Below are 16,738 nucleotides of genomic sequence, written 5' to 3' on the forward strand. Positions count from 1 at the left end.
GTTTATGCAGCGGACTGGATTGCAGAAAGCTTCCAATCATTGGCCGGCTTGCGCACGAAGGTCCAGACTTCCACCGTTTCGGTGATTTCGTTCGGATTGCCTTCGGCAACTTCGCCCGTGTTGCGGTCGCGCAGGAAGTCGATCGAGGAATAGCGCATTGCGACGGTCGCATATTCCTGGCCGTTTTCGCGCCATGCCTCGGCAAGGTCACCCTGCAGCAGGGTCACGTCGCGAACCTCGTTCTTCACGCCATTGGTTGCGTTTTCACCCAGCTCTTCGGCAAGGTAGGACATCGCTTCCGGCGTCGTGAGGTCACGAAGCTTGGCATAGTTTTCGTCCGCATAGGCACCCTGCACCTCGGTCAGCAGCTTTTCGAACTGGCTGAGGTCGCGATTGGTGATGCCAACTTCATCCGTATCCGGACCAGCCTGGCGCTGAACCGCCTGCTGGCCGCCACCGAAAGCTGCGGCCCCCGCGCCAGAACCGATCTTCGGGATCTGGAAACCGCCCTGGTTCTGCTGCGGTGCCTCATAGGCGTTGTTCTGGCTCTGGCCAAAACCGTCCTTGCCACCATTGCCGCCATCGCCATAAGCGCGGGCATTAGCGGCCGGACCGGCAGCCTGCTGCTGCTGACGACGAGCGAAGAAACGGAAGGCCAGCATGGCGAGACCAGCGATCAGCGCGATCTGCAACAGCATGCCGAAGAAGCCTGCCATTCCACCGAAACCACCACCCATCAGCATGCCGAACAGGCCGCCGAGAGCGAGACCACCCAGAATGCCGCCGAACATACCGCCGAACATGCCGGGGCGACGCTGCTGCTGAGCTGCCTGCGCGCCCATGCCGTTAGCTGGGCTTGCCGCATTCTGCTGTGTATTCGGGGTCATCGAGCGGTTGATGCCGCCTGCTGCACCCGGAGCCGTATTCGTGGCCGGTGGTGCCGCAAAGGTACGCGTACCACGGCTGCCGAAGCTGGAACCACCGCCGGCGCGACGCGCTTCCGCGAAATCGACGGCTGTTAGCGAAACTGCCATTCCGATCGCTGCGATCGCGAAGAGTTTCTGGAAACGCCGAAGCTTGAACAACATCAATTTCTCCTCTGGCCGCCCTATGCGGTCCGTGACCCTGATATGGGGAGCCGTGGCGCAGTTTTCAGTAGCCTGTCCACTTTTTCCCGCTTTAGTAGTTACAAAAGTTCAGGACAAGAGCCAATTGACGGAAATACAACCAAGGGGCGTTTTTAGCAGTAAAGTGATCACATAATCGTCAGACGAAACAAAACGGGCCCGGCGCTTATCGCACCAGACCCGTTCTGCATCTTCCTTGGGAGGAAAAGGCAGGGCAATACGCCCCACCGAATGATGGCTTACTCGACGTTGAACACCAGCGGGCGAGCCTGGCGGATTGCCGGGTTTGCCGTCAGCTGCGCAAGCACATCTTCCGAAACCGGTGCATCGACATAAAGCAGCGCGATGGCATCACCGGCTTCCTTCTCGCGACCGAGCTGGAAGTTGGCGATGTTGACGCCGGCATTACCAAGCGTCGTGCCCATGAAGCCGATCATGCCGGGAACGTCGGTGTTGGAGATGTAGACCATGTTGGCGCCGACATCGGCGTCCATGTTGATACCCTTGATCTGGATGAAGCGCGGCTTGCCATCCGAGAACACGGTGCCGGCAACCGAACGGGTCTGCTTGTCGGTCTTGACCGTCAGCTTGATGTAACCGTCGTAAACGCCGGTCTTGTCACGCTTGACTTCGGAAAGGACGATTCCCTTTTCCTTGATCATGATCGGGGCAGAAACCATGTTGACGTCGGCCACCTGATTGCGGATCAGGCCGGCCAGCAAGGCAGACGTCAATGCGCGCGTATTCATGTTGGCCGTCTGGCCATCGAACAGAATTTCGATTTCCTTGATCGGATCATCCGAAACCTGGCCGACGAAGGCACCGAGAACGTCGGCGAGACGAATGAACGGCTTCAGGATCGGCGCTTCTTCGGCGGTGATCGACGGCATGTTGATGGCGTTCGATACTGCACCCTTGACGAGGTAATCCGACATCTGTTCGGCGACCTGAAGGGCAACGTTCTCCTGCGCTTCCGTGGTCGAAGCACCAAGATGCGGCGTGCAGACGACGTTCGGCAGGCCGAAGAGCGGGCTCTCGGTGGCAGGCTCGACCTCGAACACGTCAAAACCGGCACCGGCGACATGACCGGACTTGATGGCTTCGGCAAGCGCTGCCTCATCGACGAGACCGCCGCGGGCGCAGTTGATGATGCGAACGCCGGGTTTCGTCTTTGCGAGGTTTTCCTTGCCAAGAATGCCGCGGGTCTTGTCGGTCATCGGCACATGCAATGTGATGAAGTCGGCACGCGGCAGCAGTTCGTCCAGTTCCACTTTCTCGACGCCCATTTCCTGTGCACGCTCGGCAGACAGGAAGGGGTCATAGGCAATCACGTTCATGCCAAGGCCAATGGCCTTCTTGCAGACGATGCCGCCGATATTGCCGGCGCCGATGACGCCGAGCGTCTTGCCGGTGATTTCGACACCCATGAACTTCGACTTTTCCCACTTGCCGGCCTGGGTCGATGCGTCGGCCTGCGGCAGCTGGCGGGCAACGGCGAACATCAACGCGATGGCATGTTCCGCCGTCGTGATCGAGTTGCCGAACGGGGTGTTCATGACGATGATACCGCGCTTGGAAGCGGCCGGGATATCGACGTTGTCGACACCGATGCCGGCGCGGCCGATGACCTTGAGGTTGGTCGCAGCCGCGATCAGCTTCTCGGACGCCTTGGTGGCCGAGCGGATGGCGAGACCATCGTAGTTGCCGATGATCTCGGCCAGCTTGTCCTTGTCCTTGCCGAGCTTTGGCTGGAAATCGACTTCAACACCGCGATCGCGGAAAATCTGGACGGCGGTTTCCGACAGTTCGTCGGATACGAGTACGCGAGGTGCCATGGTCTGGGCTCCTGATAAAGGGTTCAGTCTCTGAATGCGGGATGAAACGGTGCCGCTATAGCGACACCGGAAATCGGATCAGGCAGCAGCCTTAGAAAGTGTGGCCTTCTGCGTTTCGAACGCGTAGGCCAGCCACGGCATCAAGGCCTTCATGTCGGCCTCCTCGATCGTGGCGCCGGCCCAGATGCGAAGACCAGACGGAGCGTCTCGGTAAGCGCCGACGTCGAGAGCGACGCCTTCCTTTTCGAGGATCGAGGTCACGCCCTTGGCAAAAGCAGCCTGAGCGTCGGCATCGAGAGCAGCGACTTCGGCATCGACGATTTTCAGGCACACGGAGGTGTTGGAGCGGGTCTCGTCGACCTGCGCCAGATTGGCGATCCAGTCGTTTGCCTTGACGAAGTCGAAGATAACCTTGGCGTTTGCATCCGCACGGGCGATCAGCCCCTTAAGACCACCGACCGTCTTTGCCCAGTTGAGCGCATCGATATAGTCCTCGACGCAGAGCATCGACGGCGTGTTGATCGTTTCGCCCTTGAAGATGCCTTCGGAAAGCTTGCCGCCCGAGGTCATGCGGAAAATTTTCGGCAACGGCCAAGCCGGGACATAAGTCGTCAGGCGTTTGACAGCGCGCGGCGACAGAATGATCATGCCGTGACCGCCCTCACCGCCGAGAACCTTCTGCCAGGAGAAGGTGACGACGTCGAGCTTGGCGAAATCCAGATCCTGCGCAAAGGCGGCAGAGGTGGCGTCGCAGATGGTCAGGCCCTTGCGATCTGCCGGAATGAAGTCGGCGTTCGGAACGCGGACGCCGGACGTCGTGCCGTTCCAGGTAAAGACGACGTCACGGTCGAAATCGACTTCATTGAGGTTCGGAAGGAGACCGTAATCGGCCTCGAACTTGCGAACATCCTTGAGCTTCAGCTGCTTGACGACATCGGTGACCCAGCCGGCGCCAAAGCTTTCCCAGGCCAGCATGTCGACGCCGCGCTCGCCGAGCAGCGACCAGAGCGCCATTTCGACGGCACCGGTATCGGATGCGGGAACGATGCCGATGCGGTAATCCGCTGGTACGTTCAGAATTTCGCGGGTGAGATTGATGGCCTGTGCCAGCTTGTCCTTGCCAACCTTGGCGCGGTGCGAACGACCGAGCGGGGCATCGGAAAGCGCTTCAAGCGACCAACCGGGACGCTTGGCGCAAGGGCCAGAAGAAAAATGGGTGTTATCCGGACGCACATCCGGCTTCGCGGCGACATTGGCCATATAGATACCCTTCCAGGTAATTAGCCTCTCGTTGGGGAGAGGTGTCCCGCCGTCGTGGATATATTTCCCTGCTTTCACAGTCAAGCGGGTCGTTTCGCCGCTTGAAGAAAATCTTCGTCGCAAATGCCGTGATCACATCGACAGGCAGGCAAAAACGCAAAAAAGCCGCCCGAAGGCGGCTTTGGCAACATGCGCTGATCTTACTTGTAGACGATCGGCTGAGGTTCAGGCTCGTAAGTCGCCTGTTCACAATTGTTGTTGAACATGTAGCGGGCGCCGACGCGGGCCTCGTGGCTGTAGATGCCCTTGTCGCGGCCTGGACCGCCAGAATTGGCGTAACCGAACATGTTGCCGCCGTCGATGTAACGGAAGCGATAGCCAACATCCGCCTTGAGGTTACAGGTGACATCGATCGTGGCACCTGCCATCAGGGCAGCGGTCGCACGCCATTTACCCTTGCCATCATGATCCGACGAGGGATCGCAATCCGTCGGGTCGGTGACCGAGCAGGAGGTGTTCCGCAGCTTGTCCCACTTCACGTATGAAGCGCCGAAGCCAGCACCGACATATGGCGTGAAATAGGCGTAGGTGCCGAGATCGACATAGACGTTGGCCATCAGGCTGTAGGCCGAGAAGGATGAACGATCGTCCGAGACGCAATTGCCCGGGATCGTGCCGCAGCCGCCGGAAGTCGAACCGCGGAAATCGGTCTTCGACAGGTAGTCGAGCGTCAGGTCGGTGCGGAGATAGTTGTTGATCTGGTAACCGACGCCGCCGCCGATCAGGAAGCTGTCATCGATATCCGTGGATTCGAAATCCACCTCGTTTGCCGAGGAACCGCCCTGGTAGAAGTTTGCGCCACGCAGCCGGTTGAACGAATATCCCACATCGCCACGCAGATACCAGCCGCTCGCTTCCTGCACCGTGACTTCCGGTGCGTCCATGAGCGGTGCGGGCTGGGGCTGGTAGAGATCTGCCGACTGGGCAACGCCAGCCGACAGCATGGCGGCAGCAACCGTCGCTGCAAGGCGCATCTTCATGTTCGCTTCTCCAAGCTTCATCATGCATGGCGTGCCACCTGCACGACCACCTTATTTGGCATGGAGAATGAATGATAAAGGTTAAGCCCCACTTAACCATAGATGTTTACCGATATGCTTCGTTACGCGACAGAAGCGTTACTTGGCGCTTCACGCAAAGTTCAGCATCCCAGTGATGGAGCCGATGTTCTTTTCCGGCGTTGACATGCTCAACACGAAAGGACCGGCCTTGAAGCATTTGAAAGACGATGCGGGCAAATCGATCGTAAACACAGTCGATGTCCCCCGCCCCATCTCCGAGCATGGCGCCATTGGAAATATGCGCACGATCGCACTCGTCGCCAAGGATTGCACGATCGATTACCTGTGCTGGCCGAATCTTGACAGCCCGAGCGTCTTCGCCTCCCTGCTTGATCCGGAAAAGGGCGGCGCATTCGAACTGACGCCGCAGATCGAGGGCGCCCGTCGCCTGCAGATGTATGTCCCGGAAAGCAATGTCCTTCTGACCCGCTGGCTCGGCACGAGCAACAGTGCCGAGATCGTCGATTTCATGCCGCTGCCGCACGGCCCGGATGAGCCTTCATCACTCGTGAGGCGCGTCACCGTCACGCGAGGAAAGGTCGCGTTCAAACTGAAGTGCTGGCCGCGATTCGACTACGCCCTAAGCACGCCGAAGGTGAAGACCGGAAAAGGCCATATCTTCTTTCATTGCGGCGACTTCACCCTCCGCCTGTCGGGTGCAGTAGATTTTCATACCAGGCAAGGAGCCGCGTTTGCGGAGTTTACCTTGCAGGGTGGGGAAACCATCGACTTTACGCTGGATGGTGATGAAACACGCCATGCGCCGAATACGGAAGCCATCGACGCTCTCCTTGAGGAGACGACCGGCTACTGGCAGGGCTGGGCAAAGAAGTCGACCTATCGCGGCCGCTGGCGCTCATCCGTCACCCGGTCTGCTCTCGCGTTGAAGATGCTGACCTCGGCCGAATACGGCTCCATCGCCGCGGCAGGAACCTTCGGCTTGCCGGAGGCTCCGGGCGGCGAGCGTAATTGGGATTACCGCGCCACATGGATCCGCGACGCTTCCTTCTCGATCTACGCCCTGATGCGGCTCGGCTACCTGGATGAAGCCAATGCCTTCGGCCGCTGGATCAGCGAACGGACCGACCGCTCCGACGGCAATGTACAGATCATGTATAATCTCGACGGCTCAAGGGTCGCACGTGAAGAATCACTGGATCATCTCTCCGGATATGGAGGTGCCAGACCCGTCAGGATCGGCAATGACGCCGCCGGCCAGGTGCAGCTCGATATCTACGGTGAACTGCTCGACTCCATCTATATCAGCAACAAATATGGCGGCTCCATCTCGCACGAGAACTGGCTGAACGTCCGCAACGTCGTCGATCATGTCTGCGAGGTCTGGCAGGAACCCGATGCTGGAATATGGGAAGCGCGCAGTGAACCGCAGGAACACCTGCATTCCCGGCTTATGTGTTGGGTCGCCGTCGATCGCGCTTTGCGCCTTGCACAGAAACGTTCGCTTGCCGCTCCTTTCGGCAAGTGGATCGAGGCCCGCAATGCGATTACAGAAGACATCTGGGCGAACTTCTGGAACGAAAAGCATGGTCACTTTGTCCATGCCAAAGGCGGCGAGGAACTGGATGCCTCGATGCTGATGATGCCGCTTGTCCGCTTCATTAGCGCCACCGATCCCAAATGGCTGGCGACGCTCGACGCGATCTCCCGCGAACTCGCCGATGACAGCCTCGTCATGCGCTACAAATGGCAGGATGCACTGGAAGGGCGAGAAGGTTTTTTCGGCGCGTGTTCATTCTGGTTTGTCGAATGCCTGGCCCGTGCTGGCAGACTGCAGGAAGCCGAGATCAATATGGAAAAGCTGCTGCTCTTCGGCAATCACCTGCAGCTTTATGCCGAAGAATTCGATCCGCGCGGGGAGTTCCTCGGAAACTTCCCCCAGGCCCTCACCCATCTCGCCCTGATAAGCGCCGCCTTTTATCTCGACGGCGCTCTGGACGGCAAATTTCGGGAGTGGCGGCCTTAGCTGCCGGAAGCGTCAGGCCGCTTCCGACCTGACATTGCCGATCACGTCGATTAGACCATTGACGATCTTTTCGACCTGGGCGCGATCGTCACCTTCCGCCATCACCCGGATCAGCGGCTCGGTGCCGGACGGACGAATGACGAGACGGCCCTTGGAACCAAGTTCGGTTTCCGCATCGGCGATAGCCTGACGAACGATGCTGTCCTCGAGCGGCTTGCCGCCGGAGAAACGGACGTTCTTCAGAAGCTGCGGAACCGGCTCGAAGCGGCGGCAGACTTCGCTGACAGGCCGCCCGAGCTTCTTCACGCAGGCGAGAATCTGAAGCGCAGCGACAAGACCGTCGCCCGTCGTGCCGAAATCCGACAATACGATATGGCCGGACTGCTCGCCGCCGACGTTGAAATCGTGGTTACGCATGTGCTCGACGACATAGCGGTCACCGACCTTGGTGCGCGCAAGTGTCAGCCCGTTGTCGCCAAGGAAACGCTCAAGGCCCAGATTCGACATGACGGTGGCAACGATACCACCACCCGTCAGACGCTGGTCCTGTGCCCAGCTTTCAGCGATCACGGCCATCAGCTGGTCGCCGTCGATGATCTCGCCATTCTCGTCGACGATGATCACACGGTCCGCATCGCCATCCAGGGCGATACCGATATCGGCGCGCACTTCATGCACCTTCTTCTGCAGCGCTTCCGGGCTGGTCGATCCGCAGCCGAGATTGATGTTGGTGCCATTCGGCTCGTTGCCGATCGTCACGACATCAGCGCCAAGCTCCCAAAGAGCCAGAGGAGCGACCTTGTAAGCCGCACCGTTGGCGCAATCGATGGCGATGCGAAGACCATGAAGCGTCACGTCACGCGGCAGTGTGCGTTTGGCCTGCTCGATATAGCGATAGATATCGCCCTCGACGCGCTTCGCCCGGCCGATATCGGCGGATTTGGCAAGCTGGGCGTGCAGATCGCTGTCGAGCAGATCCTCGATGCGCATCTCCAGTTCGTCGGAAAGCTTGTAGCCATCCGGGCCGAAGAGCTTGATGCCATTGTCCTCGAAAGGATTATGCGAAGCGGAGATCATCACACCGACATCCGCGCGCAGCGAGCGCGTCAGCATGGCAACGGCGGGCGTCGGGATCGGGCCGAGCAGAAAAACGTCGAGGCCAGCAGCGGTAAAACCCGCCACCATGGCATTTTCCAACATGTAACCCGAAAGGCGCGTGTCCTTGCCGATCACGACGCGGTGGCGGTGGCTGCCGTTGCGGAAGATCGTGCCCACTGCAATGCCTACCCGCATCGCCAGATCGGGCGTCATCGGGAAGACGTTCGAATGTCCGCGGATACCATCGGTACCAAAATAGCGGCGTGCCATGTAATCTCCTTCGTCGTCGCGCGATCGATGCGCTGCGGGCAAAATCAATTTAGCGCCCGCTGCCGCATCACTTCGGATCGGCGTATGTCTGGCTATTGCCACAGGCGAGTGGCGCAAGCACGTAAATTAGCGTCAAAGCCGATCATATCGCGTGACCGGATAAGTCATCGTTAACATAAAAGACCGCCGCAGACGGGTCCACGGCGGTCTTGTTAAGTAATGTGAGCGGCCTTAGTGCGGCTGTGGCTCAAGACCTGCTTCGGGTTCTCCACCCTTCGGCTCATCTTTCTTGCTACCAGTCGAGGGCACTGCCGAACCACGGCTTGGTGTCGAATCGTCACCGAGATCGCGCGCCGGCTTTTCGCCCCGAAGCAGAGCCTTGATCTCTTCGCCGGTCAGCGTCTCATACTCCAGCAGGCCTTCGGCGATCGCGACGAACCCGTCATGATGGTCGGTGAGGATCTGGCGTGCCTCGGTATACGCTTCATCGATGAGACGACGCACTTCCTGGTCGATCTTCTGGGCGGTTGCCTCCGAGACGTTCTTGGACTGCGAAACCGAATGACCGAGGAAGACCTCCTGCTGGTTTTCACCATAGGCAACCTGACCGAGGATGTCGGAAAAGCCCCACTGGGTGACCATGGCGCGGGCAAGCTTGGTGGCCTGCTCGATATCCGATGATGCGCCAGACGTGATGTTTTCCTTGCCGAACGTCAGTTCTTCGGCAACGCGACCGCCCATCATGATGGTCAGGCGCGACACCATCCACTTGTAGCTCATCGAATAGCGGTCGCCTTCCGGCAGCTGCATGACCATGCCGAGCGCACGGCCGCGCGGAATGATCGTCGCCTTGTGCAGCGGATCGGCAACCGCGACCTTGAGCGCCGTGATAGCGTGGCCGGCTTCGTGATAGGCGGTAAGCTTCTTTTCGGCTTCGGTCATGGCAGACGAGCGACGCTCCGCGCCCATCATGATCTTGTCCTTGGCGTCTTCGAATTCGGCCATGGTGACAAGACGCTTGTTACGGCGCGCAGCCATCAGGGCAGCTTCGTTGACCAGGTTCATAAGGTCGGCACCGGAGAAGCCGGGCGTACCACGAGCGAGAACCTTGAGATCGACATTCGGCGCCAAAGGCACGTTGCGAGCATGCACCTTGAGGATGCGCTCACGACCGACGATGTCCGGGTTCGGCACCACGACCTGGCGGTCGAAACGGCCCGGACGCAGCAGAGCCGGATCGAGAACGTCGGGACGGTTGGTAGCGGCGATCAGGATGATACCTTCGTTTGCTTCGAAACCGTCCATCTCGACGAGCAACTGGTTGAGCGTCTGTTCGCGTTCGTCGTTACCGCCGCCAAGGCCTGCGCCACGATGGCGGCCGACGGCGTCGATTTCGTCGATGAAGATGATGCACGGTGCATTCTTCTTCGCCTGTTCGAACATGTCGCGCACACGGGATGCACCGACACCGACGAACATTTCAACGAAGTCCGAACCAGAGATGGTGAAGAACGGCACATTCGCTTCGCCGGCAACAGAACGGGCGAGCAGCGTCTTACCGGTACCCGGAGGGCCGACAAGCAGAACGCCGCGCGGAATTCGACCGCCCAGGCGCTGGAACTTCTGCGGGTCACGCAGGAATTCGACGATTTCCTCTAGATCCTGCTTGGCCTCGTCAACACCGGCAACGTCTTCAAACGTCACACGGCCATGCGCCTCCGTCAGAAGTTTGGCCTTGGATTTGCCAAATCCCATTGCGCCGCGCGATCCACCCTGCATCTGGCGCATGAAGAACAACCAGACACCGAGGATGAGCAACATTGGCAGCAAAGTGCCGAGATAGCTCAGGAAACCTGAAGAACCGTCCGTTTCCGGCCGAGCGACGATGTTGACATTCTTCTCCTGCAGACGCGACATCAGCGAGTCGTCGATTACAGGCGAATACGTCTGGAAGCTCTGGCCATTTTCGGCAAGTGTACCCATCACACGGTTGCCCGTCACCACGACGTCGCGCACACGACCAGAATCCACGTCCTTAAGGAACTGCGAATAAGAAACTTCGCGGGAACTGGTTTGTGAAGGCGCCGTCTGGAACATGCTGAACAATGCGATCAGCAAGAGGGCTATGATAGCCCAGAGGGCAAAATTACGAAAGTTTGGGTTCATCGAACTCCCCGGACTGCCATTGCAGCCGCTGAAGCGGCCGCCTTTCTTGCGCATAACATAAGGTTGCGTTACGCCCTTGCCAAGGCAAGGCAGCCCTGCCGTTTAGCTTTTCCGCTCGAAAACCTTAATTGGAGCGGCGGGAAACTCATCACATCCGAACAAAAGCCCGAGTTCACAACCTAGAATAAGATCAAACTGCGGCAAAAAACGGTCATATGGGGCAAGAACCGCCTGGGTGATCACGCTCTCTTTATCGATTTCGGTCAATGACGGCGGGTCGATTTCAATCTGCGGCATTACCCCCATGGCACGCATCGAGATAGCAGGAGGCGCATCGGGGAACATGACCATGGCCACGGCACGCTCCGAAACCCTCGGACCGACCTCGACAACCTGATCTGTCCGGTTGCTGATCCGGTAGCGGCCGTCCCAAATCCCGGTTGTTCCGCCCGGAATATTAACGGAAATCAGGTCGCGATTTTCGCGATGCATATAAAGGCCTTCCCGCCTCAGGTCGAAGATCACGCGCCCAGCCGTCATGCGCCCCATGCTGCGCCGATCAAGCATCGTCATGACGCGTTCCATTGTTGCTGCGGCCGGCAGGTGTTGGCGTCCACCGATAATGGCAGCAAGGCTCGCCAGCAGATGCCGTAACGTCTCGGCATCCTCGTTGAGCACTTCCGGAGCGAGCTGAGCGAGGACGCCGTGCACAACGGTCAGATGGCGGCGGGCAAGTCCGGCAGCCTCTTCGGCCAACTGGCTGCGGCGGCGAGCGGCTGGCTGGATTGTCTCCAGCGCCTGGGCGGAATGATCCGAAAGGTCCTGTCTCACCCGCACGCGCTCATAGTGTCGGTCGATATTGCTTGGATCGTCGATCCATCCCCTACCCGACCGGCGCAGGAATTCCCGTATGGCCTCGCGCCGCGTCGCAAGAAACGGGCGCAACAGCCAGCGGCGTCGATCGAGCAAAACGGCCTCCGCCATGCCCGCGAGCCCAAGATTGGCATTCGCCTCGCTGCGGACAGCCCGCATCGCGATCGTTTCCAGCTGGTCGTCCAGCGTGTGCCCGGTAACGATGATATCGGCTTCGAGCACATCGGCAGCCTCCATCAGCAGGAAATAACGCGCTTCCCTTGCTGCAGCAGAGATTCCGGACTTGGGCTTTTCGCCTGACCAGCGGAGGGTCCGGTGAGGGATAGACATTTCCTTGCATTGACGTGCCACAGCCTTGGCTTCGTCAGCAGATTCGCCCCTCAATTCGTGATCGATCGTTGCCGCGACAAGCTCATGTCGCGCTTCCTTATCGGCAGCAAGTGCACCGTGAAGCCCAAGAAGCAGGCCTATCGAATCACTTCCCCCCGAGACCGCCACAAGAATACGGGTTGGCCTTACCAGACGCTCGAGAAGCGATTGCACCGCCTCCTGTGGTGAGATCGGCCAGCCTTGGACGACGGTCATCGCGCGGTTCGCTAGCAGCCGAGGCGCTTCTGCTCACTGCTGACTTTCGAAAGCACGGCCTTGGCAGCAGTTGGGTAACGGCGCGGCACTTCCTTGAGCGTCGCGCAGGCAGTCTCATTGTTATCCAGAGCCGCAAGCGACATGCCGAGCTTCAGAAGCATTTCCGGAGCCTTGGGCGATTTTCCGTATGTCTGGTGTGCATTGAGGAACGTCTTGGCAGCGTCGTTATACTTGGCCTGCGAATACTGCGCCTCGCCGAGCCAGAAATTGGCATCCGCAAGCCGAGCGCTCTTGGGATAGGAAGAGATGTAGGTGGAAAACTCCGTTTCGGCGAGCTGGTAATCGCCAGTCAATACGTGATCATAAGCAATCTTGTAGGCATCGCTTTCACTGCCGAGCGACGCTGTTTTCTGAGGGTCCTTGCCTGCACGGGGCGATCCCGTGTCGACCCCAGGAAGCGCGGATGAATTGCGGGCACTGTCGTTGCGGCTGGCGCCGACCGGATTACCGTTCTGATCAAACTCCATTGAGCCAAGCGTCGTTGGAGCCGGCGCGCTACTGCTCTGCTGACCACCTGTACCGATGTCGGATGGCGCCTCGATGGCGCGAGCGACATCATCACCTCCGGAAGACTGAGGCGGGGTGGATGAGGAAGGGCGGCTGGACGCCACGGCCGGTTGCCCGGTCGTGTCGCCCAAATCGCTTCTCTTCTTCTTCTCCAGCTCCTGGAAGCGGAATTCGTTATCTTCCTGCGTTTTGCGCAGTTGCTCCTGCATCTGCAGCAGCTGATAGCTCATTTCCTCGATCCGGCCGTTAAGCTGCCGGAGTTCTTCCTGGAGTTGCTGGTTACGAACGGCATCATTGCTCTGCGCCAGGATGATTTCGCCTTGTTCGGGCTTTGCCTGTTGCGGAGCGCTCTGCTCGCCCTGGAAGAGTTTCGGCAGAGACAGTTGGAATGCCCCGGCGGGGCCTGTCATTGCCGCCAGCCCTAGCATTGCTGCCAAGACAATTTTCTTCATGTCGTTCGTCCTGCTTCTCTGATTTGCGTCGGGATGACGCGAGACGGATTTTTCTTACCTGCCGGCAAAAAGCAACCAAGCCATCATTCAAAATCTAGGGAATCGGGGCCAAACTAAGGAAAAACAAAAAAGGTGGCCGAAAGACCACCTTTTCTAACGTAATTGTCATCTTCGCCGAGGCCGAAGCCTCTGCCAAGATTACATGCCAGCGCCGCCGAGAACGGTAACAGCTCGGCGATTCTGCGACCAGCAGGAGATGTCGTCGCAAACGGCGACCGGACGTTCCTTACCGTAGGAGATCGTCTTCATGCGGTTTGCCGGAACGCCGCGCGATGCAAGATATTCCTTGGTGGCAGCGGCACGGCGTGCGCCGAGAGCCAGGTTGTATTCGCGGGTACCGCGTTCGTCGGCATGGCCTTCGACGGTGATCGCGTAGTTCGGGTAACGGCCGAGCCACTGAGCCTGACGGTCGAGCGTCTGCTGGGCGTCCGCGCGGATCGAGGTTGAGTCGGTATCGAAGAAGATACGGTCGCCAACGTTGACCGTGAAGTCCTGGGTCGAGCCGGGGGTTGCCGAGCCTGCACCGCCGAGGCCAAGTTCACCTGCGCTGTTGGGCAGGTTCTTCTTGTTGGCGCAGCCAGCAAGTGCGAGCGCCAGCGTGAGTGCGATGACGGCTGGATTGCGAGCGAGGGTCTGCATGCGGCTCATCGCCGGGGTATAAGTGCGGCTCATGGCCGATCTCTCCTTGGATCATGAAATTCAGAGTTGCCAGACTCTAACCTAATTGAGTTAACCATATTCAAATGGCTATGGTTAACCAAACCTTCCGGTGTCCCGTAACCGCCCCATTCTGCCGGGATTGGGGCGGAAAAGAGGCGAGATCGCCTCACTCTTGATTGCACCTGTTCACACAACCTATTCCAAGAGCGGCGACCACGCCGGGTCGGACCCGTAAGACGGCGTCTTGACCATCTGTTCATTGTAACCGGTCAGGTCGATCGAATAGAGCTGCGGACCACCGGCACCTGCTCCCTGGCGGAAGAACATCAGCACGCGGCCATTCGGCGCCCAGGTCGGACCTTCGTTGTGGAAGCCCGACGTCAGGATACGTTCGCCCGAACCGTCCGGCTTCATCACACCGATCGAGAATTTTCCGCCCGACTGTTTGGTGAAGGCGATCAGATCGCCGCGCGGCGACCAGACCGGTGTCGAATACGAACCGTCACCGAAGGAAATACGGTTCTGTCCCGAACCGTCGGCGTTCATCACGTAGATCTGCTGACGGCCACCACGGTCGCTTTCGAAAGTGATTCTCTGACCGTCCGGCGAATAGGAAGGTGCCGTATCGATTGCGGCCGTCGAGGTCAGGCGCGTCGTCGTTCGCGAGCGCAGGTCCATAGTATAGATATTGGCATTGCCTTCCTGCTGCAGGCTCATGATGACCTTCTGGCCATCGGGAGAGAAGCGCGGCGAGAACGTCATGCCCGGGAAATTGCCGACCACTTCGCGCTGTCCGGTTTCCAGCTGCAGCAGATAGACGCGCGGCTGATTGCCTTCAAACGACATGTAGGTGACTTCCTGACGGCTCGGCGAGAAGCGCGGCGTCAGCACCAGATCCTTGGTGTTGGTCAACATGCGGACGTTGAAACCGTCCTGGTCCATGATCGCAAGCTGGCGCTGGCGGGCGGTCTTCGGACCGCTTTCCGAGACGAACACGACGCGGGTGTCGAAATAGCCCTTTTCACCGGTAATGCGCTCGTAGATCGCGTCGGCGATGATATGGGCGAGACGCCGCCAGTTGTCCGGCTGGGTGAAAAATTGCTGGCCGGTCATCTGTTGGCCGGCATAGGTATCCCACAGGCGAAACTCGGCGCGCAGACGACCATCGGCTTCGCGGGTGACGCGACCGACGACGAGCGCCTGGGCGTTGATTGCCGTCCAGTCCTGGAAACGTGGTGCCTTGTTCGGATCGGAAATCTTCTCGATGAAGGCAGCCTTGTTCACCGGGGCAAACAGGCCCGAACGCTGCAGGTCGGCTGCAACCACCTGGGCAATCTGTGCGCCAAGATCATTATTGGACTGGAAGTCCGTGATCGCGATCGGCAATGGCTGGACATTGCCCTTGTTGATGTTGATTTCCACCGCCGCATGGGCTGGCGCGGAAAACGTCATCGCCATTCCGGCAATCGCCATCATGATACCGATGAGGGAACGTCTGATCATATCGCTAAAGCCTTTCAGCTATTTGATTCTCTAGAGCCCCAGATCACTGGGGTCGAAATTGACGGCGACTTCGCTCCAGGCGTCGTATTTCTCGGCCGGCAGGCCCTTGAAAGGCTGCGACTTCAACACCGCGCGCAACGCGCCACCTTCCATCGTCCTGCGTGCCATCGAGGAACCGCCGGTCGATGTCACCTCTGGCTCGCCGACGATCATGCCGGACTTGTCGAGACGGAACGTCACCCGGATCACCATGCCCTGCAATCCTTCGATGCCGGCGATGGTCGACCAGTTGTTCTGGATCTGGCCGCGCAACGCGTCCATCTCGCTGAGGCTGAGCTTCGCGCCCGTGGAGGGTTTGGTGCTGCCCGTGGATGCCGGCGAAGTCGAGCGCTTCGCACCACCACCGGATGATTCCTGCTTGTTCAGCAGCGAAGCGATCTCGTCGGCGTTGAAGTCGCTCTTCTGCGAAGAAGATGACTTTGCAGTCTCCTGCTTTTTGCCTTCCTTCTTGTCGGTCGGCTTTGCAGTCTCGGCGGGCTTCGTTTCCGGTTTTTTCTCGACCGGCTTCTCGACTGGCTTTTCAACCGGCTTTGCCTGCTCCTTCGGCGGTTCCGGCTTCGGCTTGGAGGCCGGCAACGGAATGGAGGAAGGCAGCGGAATTTCCTCCGCCTGGGTCTCGGCGGGGGCAGGTGTCGGCTCCGGCTTCGGAGTGGGCTCGGGCTTCGGCGGCGTCGGCTCCGGCTTCGGCTGTGGCAGCGCGGCGACCTCGGTCGGCTTCGGCGCGGTCTCTTCCGGCGCGATATCCTTGACTTCGTTCTGCTCGGGCGTTGGTGTCGGCGTCGGGCGTTCCGTTGGTTTCGGCGCGGCTGCAGCTTCCACTTGTGTCGGCTTCTTGGAAGGTGTCGGCGGTGCCTTCAGGTCGACATCGTTTTCGCCTGCATTCTCGGCGTTCTCGATGATCTTCTGGTTTTTTGTTTCCTTGACCGAAGGCTTTTCCGTCATCGGCGCCTTCTTGTCACCCTGCATCATATGGGTGACGTCTTCGATCGGCACGATGTCGACGGGCAGGGCCTCGACATCGGCCACGGTCATGGGCGCCGGCGCACTGAGCGAAACCATCGCCCAGGTCAGAACCAGCGTGTGAAGAACCAGCGATGTGCCGAGACTTCCCTTCATG

The 16,738-nt window shown here is 59.3% G+C and carries 12 protein-coding genes; 1 reads left to right on the forward strand and 11 read right to left on the reverse strand.

Features of this window, described 5'->3' with window-relative positions:
- Positions 1-2 precede the first annotated feature (2 nt).
- From ACI3K0_RS04185 to ACI3K0_RS04200, 4 genes are all read right to left on the reverse strand, one after another.
- Positions 3-1,088, reverse strand: coding sequence for a Tim44 domain-containing protein (locus tag ACI3K0_RS04185; protein WP_148145876.1), 1,086 nt, complete (start codon positions 1,086-1,088; stop codon positions 3-5).
- A gap of 278 nt (positions 1,089-1,366) precedes the next feature.
- On the reverse strand, positions 1,367-2,962 hold the full coding sequence (gene serA, locus ACI3K0_RS04190) for a phosphoglycerate dehydrogenase (RefSeq protein WP_183821153.1): 1,596 nt from the start codon (positions 2,960-2,962) through the stop codon (positions 1,367-1,369).
- Positions 2,963-3,040: 78 nt separating this feature from the next.
- Positions 3,041-4,222: a phosphoserine transaminase gene (locus tag ACI3K0_RS04195; RefSeq protein WP_183821152.1), complete on the reverse strand. Its 1,182-nt coding sequence runs from the start codon at positions 4,220-4,222 to the stop codon at positions 3,041-3,043.
- A 200-nt stretch (positions 4,223-4,422) separates the two neighbouring features.
- Positions 4,423-5,262, reverse strand: coding sequence for an outer membrane protein (locus tag ACI3K0_RS04200; RefSeq protein WP_148145879.1), 840 nt, complete (start codon positions 5,260-5,262; stop codon positions 4,423-4,425).
- Positions 5,263-5,404: 142 nt separating this feature from the next.
- On the opposite strand from ACI3K0_RS04200, the gene ACI3K0_RS04205 reads away from it, so the two are divergent.
- Positions 5,405-7,327 (forward strand): glycoside hydrolase family 15 protein, encoded by a 1,923-nt coding sequence (locus ACI3K0_RS04205; protein ID WP_246435708.1) that lies wholly within the window; start codon positions 5,405-5,407, stop codon positions 7,325-7,327.
- A gap of 12 nt (positions 7,328-7,339) precedes the next feature.
- On the opposite strand, the gene glmM is transcribed toward ACI3K0_RS04205, so the two are convergent.
- The 7 genes from glmM to ACI3K0_RS04240 form a co-directional block, all read right to left on the reverse strand.
- Entirely contained in the window at positions 7,340-8,695 is a 1,356-nt protein-coding gene (gene glmM, locus ACI3K0_RS04210) for a phosphoglucosamine mutase (protein ID WP_183821151.1), read from the reverse strand.
- Between the two features lie 231 nt (positions 8,696-8,926).
- Entirely contained in the window at positions 8,927-10,861 is a 1,935-nt protein-coding gene (gene ftsH / locus ACI3K0_RS04215) for an ATP-dependent zinc metalloprotease FtsH (RefSeq protein WP_148145882.1), read from the reverse strand.
- A 102-nt stretch (positions 10,862-10,963) separates the two neighbouring features.
- On the reverse strand, positions 10,964-12,319 hold the full coding sequence (gene tilS, locus ACI3K0_RS04220) for a tRNA lysidine(34) synthetase TilS (protein WP_183821150.1): 1,356 nt from the start codon (positions 12,317-12,319) through the stop codon (positions 10,964-10,966).
- 11 nt (positions 12,320-12,330) lie between these two features.
- Positions 12,331-13,338, reverse strand: coding sequence for a tol-pal system protein YbgF (gene ybgF, locus ACI3K0_RS04225; RefSeq protein WP_183821149.1), 1,008 nt, complete (start codon positions 13,336-13,338; stop codon positions 12,331-12,333).
- Between the two features lie 198 nt (positions 13,339-13,536).
- Positions 13,537-14,070, reverse strand: a complete 534-nt coding sequence (gene pal, locus ACI3K0_RS04230; RefSeq protein WP_148145888.1) for a peptidoglycan-associated lipoprotein Pal — start codon at positions 14,068-14,070, stop codon at positions 13,537-13,539.
- Positions 14,071-14,253: 183 nt separating this feature from the next.
- Positions 14,254-15,561, reverse strand: a complete 1,308-nt coding sequence (tolB, locus tag ACI3K0_RS04235; RefSeq protein WP_183821148.1) for a Tol-Pal system beta propeller repeat protein TolB — start codon at positions 15,559-15,561, stop codon at positions 14,254-14,256.
- A gap of 30 nt (positions 15,562-15,591) precedes the next feature.
- A complete protein-coding gene (locus ACI3K0_RS04240) occupies positions 15,592-16,737 on the reverse strand; it encodes a hypothetical protein (protein WP_404944970.1) in 1,146 nt (381 codons plus the stop codon).
- Between the last annotated feature and the right edge of the window lies 1 nt (position 16,738).

This window comes from Rhizobium sp. ZW T2_16 (genome assembly GCF_044987325.1).
Taxonomy (GTDB): Bacteria; Pseudomonadota; Alphaproteobacteria; order Rhizobiales; family Rhizobiaceae; genus Neorhizobium; species Neorhizobium cellulosilyticum.

Coding starts and splice junctions, on each gene's coding strand:
- ACI3K0_RS04185 (WP_148145876.1), bottom strand. CDS start 1,088: ATGTTGTTCAAGCTTCGGCGTTTCCAGAAACTCTTCGCGATCGCAGCG.
- serA (WP_183821153.1), bottom strand. CDS start 2,962: ATGGCACCTCGCGTACTCGTATCCGACGAACTGTCGGAAACCGCCGTC.
- ACI3K0_RS04195 (WP_183821152.1), bottom strand. CDS start 4,222: ATGGCCAATGTCGCCGCGAAGCCGGATGTGCGTCCGGATAACACCCAT.
- ACI3K0_RS04200 (WP_148145879.1), bottom strand. CDS start 5,262: ATGAAGATGCGCCTTGCAGCGACGGTTGCTGCCGCCATGCTGTCGGCT.
- glmM (WP_183821151.1), bottom strand. CDS start 8,695: ATGGCACGCCGCTATTTTGGTACCGATGGTATCCGCGGACATTCGAAC.
- ftsH (WP_148145882.1), bottom strand. CDS start 10,861: ATGAACCCAAACTTTCGTAATTTTGCCCTCTGGGCTATCATAGCCCTC.
- tilS (WP_183821150.1), bottom strand. CDS start 12,319: ATGACCGTCGTCCAAGGCTGGCCGATCTCACCACAGGAGGCGGTGCAA.
- ybgF (WP_183821149.1), bottom strand. CDS start 13,338: ATGAAGAAAATTGTCTTGGCAGCAATGCTAGGGCTGGCGGCAATGACA.
- pal (WP_148145888.1), bottom strand. CDS start 14,070: ATGAGCCGCACTTATACCCCGGCGATGAGCCGCATGCAGACCCTCGCT.
- tolB (WP_183821148.1), bottom strand. CDS start 15,561: ATGATCAGACGTTCCCTCATCGGTATCATGATGGCGATTGCCGGAATG.
- ACI3K0_RS04240 (WP_404944970.1), bottom strand. CDS start 16,737: ATGAAGGGAAGTCTCGGCACATCGCTGGTTCTTCACACGCTGGTTCTG.